Source organism: Caulobacter hibisci (assembly GCF_016135805.1).
GTDB lineage: Bacteria > Pseudomonadota > Alphaproteobacteria > Caulobacterales > Caulobacteraceae > Caulobacter > Caulobacter hibisci.
Map to the genome: position 1 here is coordinate 619,649 of NZ_JADWOX010000001.1, position 12,184 is coordinate 631,832.

The following is a 12,184-nucleotide window of genomic DNA, read 5'->3' on the forward strand; positions in this document are numbered from 1 at the left end:
TTCCATCCTCGCTTCGATCCCCTATATCCGCCCGTTCACGAAGACATTTCGGCGGAGTGCGTCCACGCACGTCCGCCCTTCAACGCCCCGAGGCGCGATCAGCCGCCCTCCGATCCGCGCGAAGGGGCGCCCATCGAGCTTCCGGTCCCGGTCGCTCGCTAGGGGAATTCCAGCGTCCGACGCTCTCCGACCAGGGGAGCGGCGAGGGTGGACGCCGAGGCATTCGAATTCACGCGCGGATTCCGTCCGCGCCGCAGGGAAAAAACATGGCGCAATCCTTCACCGGCAAGAAGCGGATCCGGAAGTCGTTCGGCCGCATCCCCGAAGCTGTGCAGATGCCGAACCTCATCGAGGTTCAGCGCTCCTCCTACGAGCAGTTCCTTCAGCGCGAGGTCCGTCCGGGCCAACGCCGCGACGAAGGCGTCGAGGCGGTCTTCAAGTCGGTGTTCCCGATCAAGGACTTCAACGAACGCGCCGTTCTCGAATACGTCTCGTACGAGTTCGAAGAGCCGAAGTACGACGTCGAAGAGTGCATTCAGCGCGACATGACCTTCGCCGCGCCGCTGAAGGTCAAGCTGCGCCTGATCGTGTTCGAAACCGAAGAAGAAACCGGCGCCCGGTCCGTCAAGGACATCAAGGAGCAGGACGTCTACATGGGCGATATCCCGCTCATGACCGACAAGGGCACCTTCATCGTCAACGGCACCGAGCGCGTCATCGTCTCGCAGATGCACCGCTCGCCGGGCGTGTTCTTCGATCACGACAAGGGCAAGACCCACGCCTCGGGCAAGCTGCTGTTCGCCGCCCGCGTGATCCCGTACCGCGGTTCGTGGCTCGACTTCGAGTTCGACGCCAAGGACATCGTCTACGTCCGTATCGACCGTCGCCGCAAGCTGCCGGCCACGACCTTCCTCTATGCCCTGGGCATGGACGGCGAAGAGATCCTGACCACGTTCTACGACGTCGTCCCGTTCGAGAAGCGCGGCGACGGCTGGGCCACCCCGTACAAGGCCGAGCGCTGGCGCGGCGTGAAGCCGGAAGTCGCCCTGATCGACGCCGACACAGGCGAAGAGATCGCTCCGGCCGGCCAGAAGATCAGCGCCCGCAACGCCAAGAAGTTCGCCGACGCGGGTCTCAAGACCCTGCTGCTCGGTCCGGAAGCCCTGACCGGCCGCTACCTGGCCCGTGACGCCGTCAACTTCGAGACCGGCGAGATCTACGCCGAAGCCGGCGACGAGCTGGACGTCCCGACGATCCAGGCCCTGGCCGACCAAGGCTTCAGCACCATCGACGTGCTGGACATCGACCACGTCACGGTCGGCGCCTACATGCGCAACACCCTGCGCGTGGACAAGAACGCCGTCCGCGAAGACGCGCTGTTCGACATCTATCGCGTCATGCGTCCGGGCGAGCCGCCGACCGTCGAAGCCGCCGAAGCGATGTTCAAGTCGCTGTTCTTCGACGCCGAGCGCTACGACCTGTCGTCGGTGGGCCGCGTGAAGATGAACATGCGCCTCGAGCAGGACGTCTCGGACGAAGTCCGCGTGCTGCGCAAGGACGACGTTCTGGCCGTGCTGAAGCTGCTGGTCGGCCTGCGCGACGGTCGCGGCGAAATCGACGACATCGACAACCTCGGCAACCGCCGGGTGCGTTCGGTCGGCGAGCTGCTGGAAAACCAATACCGCGTCGGCCTGCTCCGCATGGAACGGGCGATCAAGGAACGCATGTCGTCGGTCGATATCGACACCGTCATGCCGCACGACCTGATCAACGCGAAGCCGGCCGCTGCCGCCGTTCGTGAATTCTTCGGCTCCTCGCAGCTGTCGCAGTTCATGGACCAGACGAACCCGCTGTCGGAAATCACCCACAAGCGTCGTCTCTCGGCCCTCGGCCCGGGCGGTCTGACCCGCGAACGCGCTGGCTTCGAAGTCCGCGACGTTCACCCGACCCACTACGGCCGGATCTGCCCGATTGAAACGCCGGAAGGCCCGAACATCGGTCTGATCAACTCGCTCGCCACCCACGCCCGCGTGAACAAGTACGGCTTCATCGAGAGCCCGTACCGTCGCGTGAAGGACGGCAAGCCGATGGACGAAGTCGTCTACATGTCGGCGATGGAGGAATCCAAGCACGTCATCGCCCAGTCGAACATCAAGGTCGTCGAAGGCGAGATCCTCGAAGACCTGGTTCCGGGCCGCATCAACGGCGAACCGACCCTCCTGCAAAAGGAGACGGTGGACCTGATGGACGTGTCGCCGCGCCAAGTCGTGTCGGTGGCCGCCGCCCTGATCCCGTTCCTGGAAAACGACGACGCCAACCGCGCCCTCATGGGTTCGAACATGCAGCGTCAGGCCGTGCCGCTCGTCCAGTCGGACGCCCCGCTCGTGGGCACCGGCATGGAAGCGGTCGTGGCTCGTGACTCGGGCGCCGTGGTCATCGCCAAGCGCACCGGCGTCGTCGAGCAGATCGACGGCACGCGTATCGTCGTGCGCGCCACCGAAGAAACCGACGCGGCCCGCTCGGGCGTCGACATCTATCGGATGTCGAAGTTCCAGCGCTCGAACCAGTCGACCTGCATCAACCAGCGTCCGCTGGTCCGCGTGGGCGACAAGATCAGCGCCGGCGACATCATCGCCGACGGTCCGTCGACGGAGCTGGGCGAACTGGCCCTGGGCCGCAACGCGCTCGTCGCGTTCATGCCCTGGAACGGCTACAACTTCGAAGACTCGATCCTGATCTCCGAGCGCATCGTCCGTGACGACGTCTTCACCTCGATCCACATCGAGGAATTCGAAGTCATGGCCCGCGACACCAAGCTCGGTCCGGAAGAAATCACCCGCGACATCCCGAACGTCGGCGAGGAAGCCCTGCGCAACCTCGACGAGGCCGGCATCGTGGCCATCGGCGCCGAAGTCCAGCCGGGCGACATCCTGGTCGGCAAGGTGACGCCGAAGGGCGAAAGCCCGATGACCCCGGAAGAGAAGCTGCTGCGCGCCATCTTCGGCGAGAAGGCTTCCGACGTCCGCGACACGAGCCTGCGCCTGCCCCCGGGCGTCGCCGGCACGATCGTCGACGTGCGCGTGTTCAACCGTCACGGCGTCGACAAGGACGAACGCGCCCTGGCGATCGAACGCTCGGAAATCGACCGTCTGGGCAAGGACCGCGACGACGAGTTCGCGATCCTGAACCGCAACATCTCGGGCCGCCTGAAGGACCTGCTGATCGGTAAGAACGCGCTGTCGGGTCCGAAGGGCCTGTCGCGCGGCGAGATCACCGCTGAAGGCCTGGCCTCGGTGGCCTCGGGCCTGTGGTGGCAGATCGCCCTCGACGACGAGAAGGCGATGGGCGAACTGGAAAGCCTGCGCCGCCTGTTCGACGAGAACCGCAAGCGCCTCGACCGTCGTTTCGAAGACAAGGTCGACAAGCTGCAGCGCGGCGACGAACTGCCCCCGGGCGTCATGAAGATGGTCAAGGTCTTCGTGGCCGTGAAGCGCAAGCTTCAGCCGGGCGACAAGATGGCCGGCCGTCACGGCAACAAGGGCGTCATCTCGCGCATCCTGCCGATCGAGGACATGCCGTTCCTCGCCGACGGCACCCACGTGGACCTCGTGCTGAACCCGCTGGGCGTGCCTTCGCGCATGAACGTCGGTCAGATCTTCGAAACCCACCTGGGCTGGGCCTGCGCCAACCTCGGCAAGCAGATCACCGGTCTGCTCGAGGACTGGCAGCACGGCGGCCAGAAGGACGCCCTGGTCCAACGTCTGCGTGACGTCTACGGCCCGGACGAAGAGCTGCCGGACACCGAGGAAGACCTGGTCGAGCTGGCCAAGAACCTGGGCAAGGGCGTTCCGATCGCCACCCCGGTGTTCGACGGCGCTCGCATCGAGGACATCGAGAGCCATCTCGAGATGGCTGGCGTGGCTTCGTCGGGTCAGTCGATCCTGTTCGACGGCACCACCGGCGAGCAGTTCAAGCGTCCGGTCACGGTCGGCTACATCTACATGCTGAAGCTGCACCACCTGGTCGACGACAAGATCCACGCCCGTTCGATCGGTCCGTACTCGCTGGTCACCCAGCAGCCGCTGGGCGGCAAGGCCCAGTTCGGCGGTCAGCGCTTCGGGGAAATGGAAGTGTGGGCTCTGGAAGCCTACGGCGCGGCCTACACCCTGCAGGAAATGCTGACGGTGAAGTCCGACGACGTAGCCGGCCGGACCAAGGTCTACGAGAGCATCGTCCGCGGCGACGACACGTTCGAAGCCGGTATCCCGGAAAGCTTCAACGTGCTGGTCAAGGAAATGCGCTCGCTCGGCCTGAACGTCGAGCTGGAGAACAGCTGATCCGGATCTCCCTCTCCCGCCTGAAGGCGGGGGAGGGGCCCTCTTCAGCCGCTCTCTGACTTAGAATTTTCGCGGGCAATCCCGCAGAAGGAACCAAGATGAACCAGGAAGTCCTGAACATCTTCAATCCGGTCCAGGCCACGCCGACCTTCGACCAGATCCGTATCTCGCTCGCCTCGCCGGAAAAGATCCGCTCGTGGTCGTTCGGCGAGATCAAGAAGCCGGAAACCATCAACTACCGCACGTTCAAGCCCGAGCGTGACGGTCTGTTCTGCGCCCGTATCTTTGGCCCGACCAAGGACTACGAATGCCTGTGCGGCAAGTACAAGCGCATGAAGTACAAGGGCATCATCTGCGAAAAGTGCGGCGTCGAAGTCACCCTCGCCCGCGTCCGTCGCGAGCGCATGGGTCACATCGAGCTGGCCTCGCCGGTCGCCCACATCTGGTTCCTGAAGTCGCTGCCCTCGCGCATCGCCATGATGCTCGACATGCCGCTGAAGGACATCGAGCGCGTCCTGTACTTCGAATACTACATCATCACCGAGCCGGGCCTGACCCCGCTGAAGCAGCACCAGCTGCTGTCGGAAGACGACTACATCCGCGCTCAGGACGAGTACGGCGACGACAGCTTCACGGCCGAGATCGGCGCCGAGGCCGTCCAGAACCTGCTGAAGGCCATCGACCTCGAGAAAGAGGCCGAGCGTCTGCGCGAGGAACTGGCCGGCACCGTGTCGGACATGAAGCAGAAGAAGTTCAGCAAGCGCCTGAAGATCCTGGAAGCCTTCCAGGAGTCGGGCAACCGTCCCGAGTGGATGGTGCTGACGGTCGTTCCGGTCATCCCGCCGGAACTGCGTCCGCTGGTGCCGCTGGACGGCGGCCGCTTCGCCACGTCGGACCTGAACGACCTCTATCGCCGGGTCATCAACCGTAACAACCGCCTCAAGCGCCTGATCGAGCTGCGCGCGCCCGACATCATCATCCGCAACGAAAAGCGGATGCTGCAAGAGTCGGTCGACGCCCTGTTCGACAACGGCCGTCGCGGTCGCGTCATCACGGGCGCCAACAAGCGCCCGCTGAAGTCGCTGGCCGACATGCTGAAGGGCAAGCAAGGCCGCTTCCGTCAGAACCTGCTCGGCAAGCGCGTCGACTATTCGGGTCGTTCGGTCATCGTCGTTGGTCCGGACCTGAAGCTGCACGAGTGCGGCCTGCCCAAGAAGATGGCTCTCGAGCTGTTCAAGCCGTTCATCTATGCGCGCCTGGACGCCAAGGGCCTGTCGGGCACCGTCAAGCAGTCCAAGCGCATGGTCGAGCGCGAACAGCCCCAGGTGTGGGACATCCTCGAAGAGGTCATCCGCGAGCACCCGGTCCTGCTGAACCGCGCGCCGACGCTTCACCGTCTGGGCATCCAGGCGTTCGAGCCGAAGCTGATCGAGGGCAAGGCCATCCAGCTGCACCCGCTGGTCTGCGCCGCCTTCAACGCCGACTTCGACGGCGACCAGATGGCCGTTCACGTCCCGCTGAGCCTCGAGGCCCAGCTGGAAGCGCGCGTCCTGATGATGTCGACCAACAACATCCTGTCGCCCGCCAACGGTCGCCCGATCATCGTGCCGTCGCAGGACATCGTCCTGGGCCTGTACTACCTGTCGGTCGCCCGTGACGGCGAGCCGGGCGAAGGCAAGATCTTCTCGGACCTGGGCGAAATCGAAGCGGCCATGGACGCCGGCGTCGTGTCGCTGCACGCCAAGATCAAGTCGCGCTTCACCGAAGTGGAGTCCGATGGCGTGGCGCGTCGCCGCGTGATCGACACCACCCCGGGCCGCATGAAGATCGCCGCCCTGCTGCCGCGCCACCCCGCGATCGGTCACCGACTGATCGAGAAGGCGCTGACCAAGAAGGAAATCGGCAACCTCATCGACATCGTCTACCGCCACTGCGGTCAGAAGGCGACGGTGATCTTCGCCGACCAGGTCATGGGCCTGGGCTTCAAGGAAGCCGCCAAGGCCGGCATCTCGTTCGGCAAGGACGACATCATCATTCCGAAGCGCAAGGAAGCGATCGTCGCCGAGACGCGCGCCCTGGCCGAGGAATATGAGCAGCAGTACGCCGACGGCCTGATCACCAAGGGTGAGAAGTACAACAAGGTCGTTGACGCCTGGGCCAAGGCCACCGATCGCGTCGCCGACGAGATGATGGCCGAGCTTCAGACGAAGCATAAGGACGAGAACGGCCGCGAGAAGGAAATCAACGCCATCTACATGATGGCCCACTCCGGCGCCCGTGGTTCGCAAGCCCAGATGAAGCAGCTGGGCGGCATGCGCGGCCTGATGGCCAAGCCCTCCGGCGAGATCATCGAGACCCCGATCGTCTCGAACTTCAAGGAAGGCCTGACCGTTCAGGAGTACTTCAACTCCACCCACGGCGCCCGTAAGGGTCTGGCCGACACCGCGCTGAAGACCGCCAACTCGGGTTACCTGACCCGTCGTCTGGTCGACGTCGCGCAGGACTGCATCATCGTCGAGGAAGACTGCGGCACCACGCGGGGCATCACCCTGCACGCCGTCGTCGAAGGCGGCGACGTGCTCGTTTCGCTGGGCCTGCGGGTCCTGGGCCGCTTCTCGGCCGAGGACATCAAGAACCCGAGCACCGGCGAGCTGGTGGTTCCGGCCGACACCTACATCGACGAGAACATCGCCGACGCCATCGAGGCGGCGGCCGTCCAGTCGGTGAAGGTCCGCTCGGTCCTGACCTGCGAAGCCAAGATCGGCGTCTGCGGCGCCTGCTACGGCCGCGACCTGGCCCGCGGCACCCCGGTGAACATCGGCGAAGCGGTCGGCGTCATCGCCGCCCAATCGATCGGTGAGCCCGGCACGCAGCTGACCATGCGTACGTTCCACATCGGCGGCACGGCCCAGGTGGCCGAGCAGTCGTTCTTCGAAAGCAGCAACGACGGTGTGGCTCGCGTCAGCGGCGCCACGGTCGTGGCTTCGGACGGCGCCCTGATCGTCATGAGCCGCAACACCTCGGTGAGCGTGCTGGTCGACGGCAAGGAACGCGAGAACTACAAGCCGCCGTACGGCGCTCGCCTGAAGATCAAGGACGGCGACACCGTGAAGCGCGGCCAGCGTCTGGCCGACTGGGACCCCTACACCACGCCGATCATCACCGAAGTTGGCGGCCGCATCCGCGCCGAAGACCTGGTGGACGGCTTCTCGGTCCGCGAAGAAGTCGACGAAGCGACGGGCATCGCCCAGCGTGTCATCGCCGACTGGCGCGCGTCGGCCCGCGGTTCGGACCTGCGTCCGGCCATGGGCGTGCTGGCCGAGGACGGCAGCTACAAGCGTCTGTCGAACGGCGGCGAGGCTCGTTACCTCCTGTCGGTCGGCGCCATTCTCTCGGTGGCCGACGGCGACGAAGTGAAGCCGGGTGAGGTCATCGCCCGTATCCCGACCGAAGGCGCCAAGACCCGGGACATCACCGGTGGTCTGCCGCGCGTCGCCGAACTCTTCGAAGCCCGCCGTCCGAAGGACTGCGCGGTCATCGCGGAAATGGACGGCCGTGTCGAATTCGGCAAGGATTACAAGAACAAGCGCCGCATCAAGATCACCCCGGAAGTCGACGCAGACGGCAACCAGGGCGAAGCGGTCGAGTTCCTGATCCCGAAGGGCAAGCACATCGCGGTGCATGATGGCGACTTCATCACGCGCGGCGAGTACATCATCGACGGCAACCCGGATCCGCACGACATCCTGCGCATCCTGGGCGTCGAGGCCCTGGCCAACTTCCTCGTCGACGAGATCCAGGAGGTCTATCGTCTGCAGGGCGTGCCGATCAACGACAAGCACATCGAGACGATCGTTCGTCAGATGCTGCAGAAGGTCGAGATCCTCGAGCCCGGCGACACCGGCCTGATCAAGGGCGATCACCTTGATAAGCCGGACTTCGACAAGGAACAGGACAAGGCGGTTGCTCGCGGCGGTCGTCCGGCTGTGACCCAGCCGGTGCTGCTCGGCATCACCAAGGCCTCGCTGCAGACCAAGAGCTTCATCTCGGCCGCGTCGTTCCAGGAAACGACCCGCGTCCTGACCGAAGCCTCGGTGCACGGCAAGACCGACACCCTGGAAGGCCTGAAGGAAAACGTCATCGTGGGTCGTCTGATCCCCGCCGGTACGGGTTCCTACCTGCGCAGCCTGCAGCGCGTCGCCGCCAAGCGCGACGAGCAGCTGGCCCAGCAGCGCGAAGAAGCGATGGAGCCGCTGCCGGCCGAGATCGCGCTCTCTGACGCCGAGTAATCGGCCAGGAGACAGCCTCGCAGGTTGTGCTAAGCAAGGAGCGGTCGGGGAAACCCGGCCGCTCTTTTGTTTTTCACGACCGCGGTGTGCAGTCGGATGTCGGGGGACATCCATGGTTCGCGAAGCACTCGGCGCCGTCGCGCTTCTGACGGGGCTGGCCCTGGCCGCCTGCGCGCCCGAGCCGGCCTCCAAGTCCAAGCCCAAGCCGTCGGACGGCTTCGCCGCCGCCGACAGGCCGCTGGTCGACGCCGCCTTGGCCCAGGCCAGCAAGACCTTTTCCACGCCGGGGAGCGTGGAGATCCGCGACCTGGTGATCAGCGAGGTCGAGGGGGAGGGGCGGTCGGTCTGCTTCGACGCGGCCGAGCCGGGTCAGCGCTGGGTCGGTTTCGTGGTCCGCCCGGCGAAGTTTGCCGACGGCATGGAGCTGGTCGAGGAGCAGGACGCGCTGTCGCCGAGGGCGCGGCCGCAGTGCCGGGCCCTGGTGCTGAAATATCTCGGCGAGCGCGACGTGAATCCGGACGAGGCCGAGATCGCCTTCAACCAGGCGGGCTGCATGGACATCGACGGCGCCTACTGGGACGCCTGGAAACGGGCCTGCAACGGTCGCCAGACCCGTCCAGCGGGTGTTGCCGGTGCGGCGCGCTGATTTGAGCAACCTTCGATAGAAAATGATCTATCGCAAAAAGACTCGCGTTATTTCAGTGCGTTAAATGAAAATTTCAGCGGGACGGTCGATAAGGGGTGAAAGTCTCCTTATCGCCCGGACCCCATGCGCTCGGACATCTCCACCAAGGTCAGCCTGACCATCGCCGCGGCTTTCGCCGTCCTGCTGGCCGGTCTCCTGGGCGTCGTCGCCTGGAGCTCGCTCGGCTTCGCCAAGCGCCAGGCCGTGGCCCAGCAGGAAACCAGCATGCGCGTGGCCTGGGACGTCATCGGCCGCCAGGGCCAGGCGTTCCACCGCGAGGGCGACCAACTGCTGGTCGGCGATCACGCCCTCAACGGCGACCTGGCCGGCGTCGACCGGGTCAAGGCCCTGGCCGGGGGCGTGGCCACCGTGTTCATGGGCGACACCCGGATCACCACCAATGTCGAGAAGCCGGACGGCTCGCGCGCCGTCGGCACCACCCTGGCCAAGGGCCCGGTCTATGAGGCCGTGCTCGGTCGCGGCGAGGCCTATCGCGGCGAGACCCAGATCCTCAAGCGCGACTACTTCGTCGCCTACGACCCGATCAAGGACGCCTCGGGCCAGGTGATCGGCGTGATGTTCGTCGGCGTGCCCAAGGCCGACTATTTCGGTCCCGTCTATCGCCAGCTGGCCTGGCTTGGCGTGGCCGGCCTGGTGCTGGGCCTGGCCGGCGGCGTCGCCTCGGTCGTGACCGTGCGCCGCCAGCTGTCGCCGCTGAAGACCCTGCGCGAGGCCATGGCCCGGCTGATGAAGGGCGACCTGTCGGTGGCCCTGCCGTTCGCCGGCCGCCGCGACGACATCGGCCTGATGGCCGACGCCGTCCACGCCTTCCGCGACGACGCCGAGGCCAAGCAGCGCATCGAGGCCGACGCCGCCAGCCATCGCGACCAGAGCGAGGCCGAGCGCGCCGCCGCCCAGGCCCGCGACGCCCGCGCCGCCCGCGAGCAGGGCCTGGTCGTCGACAGCCTGGCCCACGGCCTGGAGCGCCTGTCGAACGGCGACCTGACCGTGCGCCTCGAGCAGCCCTTCGCCCATGACTACGAGGGTCTGCGCAGCGACTTCAACCAGGCCGTCGAACGCCTGGAGACGGCCATGAGCGCCGTGGTCGACGCCGTCGGCACGCTGAACGCCGGGGCCGGCGCCATCGCCGACGCCTCGTCCGACATTTCCAACCGCACCGAGCAGCAGGCCGCCAGCCTCGAAGAGACCGCCGCGGCGCTGGACGAGGTCACCGTCACCGTCCGTCGCACCGCCGAGGGCGCGCGCGGGGCCCACGAGGCCGTCCGTGAAGCCCAGGCCGAGGCCGGCCGCTCGCGCAGCGTCGTGAAGGACACCATCGCCGCCATCGGCGGCGTCGAGGCCTCGTCGCGCCAGGTCGGCCAGATCGTCGGCGTCATCGACGAGATCGCCTTCCAGACCAACCTTCTGGCTCTACGCCGGCGTCGAGGCGGCCCGCGCCGGGGATGCGGGCAAGGGCTTCGCGGTCGTCGCCCAGGAAGTCCGCGCGCTGGCCCAGCGCTCGGCCGAGGCGGCCAAGGAGATCAAGGTCCACATCGCCGACAGCGCCCGTCAGGTCGAGGCCGGGGTGAAGCTGGTGGGCCGCACCGGCGAGGCGCTGCAGAAGATCGTCGCCCAGGTCGAGGCCATCGACGGCATCGTCAGCGAGATCGCCGCCGGCGCCCAGGAACAGTCGGCGGGCCTGTCGCAGGTCAACACCGCCGTCAACCAGATGGACCAGGGCGCCCAGCGCAACGCCGCCCTGATCAGCCGCTCGGCCGGCGACAGCCGCAACCTCGTCTCGGCGGCCGACGAGCTCTCGGGCATGGTCGCCCGCTTCCGCACCAGCCCGGTCGGCGCCCAGCAGCGCCGCGCCGGTTAAGGCCGGGCCTTCAGTTCCTGGGCCTGCCCAGGGCGTCCGTGCCCGGCAGGCCCAGGGGGATCTCCTTCATCTTGCCCAGGCCGTCGCGGCTGCGATGGTCGATGCCAGGCCCCATCGGGGATTCCTGGTAGCGGCGGTAGGCCTCCTGCGCCGCGGCCTGGCGGTCGAAGCCGGCGCGCTTGGCAGCCTCGATCGGCGCGGCGTAATCCGGCGCCTTGCGCGAGGCCTCGCCCCAGCGCTCGTCACAGCGTTCCTGTTCGCGCCGGTTGAGGCCGACGGCCTTGCCGTTGGCGCAGCCGGTGCCGCTGCCGCGCAGGGCCGTCTTCAGGTCGCCGCCGGGCTGGGCGCCGGGCAGGGGCGCAGGATGGTCGCCGGCTCCGCGTCCGCGCGCGCCCGTCGCCGGGGCGGCGACGAACGGGGAGGGGGCGATTCCCGTTGGCGCGGCCCGGCGGGCCTCCCGTGGATTCGGCAGGGGCGCGGCGGCCGCCGCCGGGGCCTCGCGCGCCGTCTCCCGAGGGATCTCGGGCGGCGTGTTCGTCACCAGGTCGATGGTCACCGTCGAGACCGCGTCCTGGTCGGGAAACACCGTCCGCACGGGCAGGGCCAGCCAGGCCAGCACCGCCAGATGCAGCACCGCCGAGCCGCCGGCGATGGCCCAGAACCGCTTGTCCGGCCTGGGCTGGCCGGGCGCGTCGAGCAGGAGCGTTATGGACCGCGCGGCGGTTTCGACCACGAAGGACTCGACAGGCAAGGAGAGGTTGCAGGTCGAGGCTGGCGACCGCTGATGGCGAAAGCGTGGCCTTCGCGATCGTGCTAAACCTTCCATTAACCGACGCGGAAGGCGGTGATTGACGTGGAGCCCCTTCGCGAGTAGGTTCCGCGCTCTTTTCGAGGTGGGTCTTAACGCCCGTCCTGATGAGCGCCCGTCCATCAACCGACGGCAGGCCCGCCGGAACGCTTTCCGCGTCCCGGCGAGTTTCGTGTTTATCGGGTC

At 66.8% G+C, this 12,184-nt stretch carries 4 protein-coding genes and 1 pseudogene; 4 read left to right on the forward strand and 1 reads right to left on the reverse strand.

The window, feature by feature from the left end; all coding sequences use genetic code 11:
• The first annotated feature begins 266 nt into the window (after positions 1-266).
• The 4 genes and pseudogenes from rpoB to I4Q42_RS02965 all read left to right on the forward strand — a co-directional run bounded on the left by rpoB (position 267) and on the right by I4Q42_RS02965 (position 11,190).
• Entirely contained in the window at positions 267-4,337 is a 4,071-nt protein-coding gene (gene rpoB / locus I4Q42_RS02950) for a DNA-directed RNA polymerase subunit beta (RefSeq protein ID WP_198574554.1), read from the forward strand.
• Positions 4,338-4,435: 98 nt separating this feature from the next.
• Positions 4,436-8,626, forward strand: a complete 4,191-nt coding sequence (rpoC, locus tag I4Q42_RS02955; protein WP_198574555.1) for a DNA-directed RNA polymerase subunit beta' — start codon at positions 4,436-4,438, stop codon at positions 8,624-8,626.
• 112 nt (positions 8,627-8,738) lie between these two features.
• Positions 8,739-9,272 (forward strand): hypothetical protein, encoded by a 534-nt coding sequence (locus I4Q42_RS02960; protein WP_198574556.1) that lies wholly within the window; start codon positions 8,739-8,741, stop codon positions 9,270-9,272.
• A gap of 264 nt (positions 9,273-9,536) precedes the next feature.
• Positions 9,537-11,190, forward strand: a pseudogene (locus I4Q42_RS02965) (methyl-accepting chemotaxis protein).
• Between the two features lie 10 nt (positions 11,191-11,200).
• On the opposite strand, the gene I4Q42_RS02970 reads toward I4Q42_RS02965, so the two are convergent.
• On the reverse strand, positions 11,201-11,923 hold the full coding sequence (locus I4Q42_RS02970) for a hypothetical protein (RefSeq protein ID WP_198574557.1): 723 nt from the start codon (positions 11,921-11,923) through the stop codon (positions 11,201-11,203).
• Between the last annotated feature and the right edge of the window lie 261 nt (positions 11,924-12,184).

Bases quoted from the DNA above. Each gene is read 5' to 3' on its own strand.
- rpoB (WP_198574554.1), top strand. From the start codon at position 267: ATGGCGCAATCCTTCACCGGCAAGAAGCGGATCCGGAAGTCGTTCGGC.
- rpoC (WP_198574555.1), top strand. From the start codon at position 4,436: ATGAACCAGGAAGTCCTGAACATCTTCAATCCGGTCCAGGCCACGCCG.
- I4Q42_RS02960 (WP_198574556.1), top strand. From the start codon at position 8,739: ATGGTTCGCGAAGCACTCGGCGCCGTCGCGCTTCTGACGGGGCTGGCC.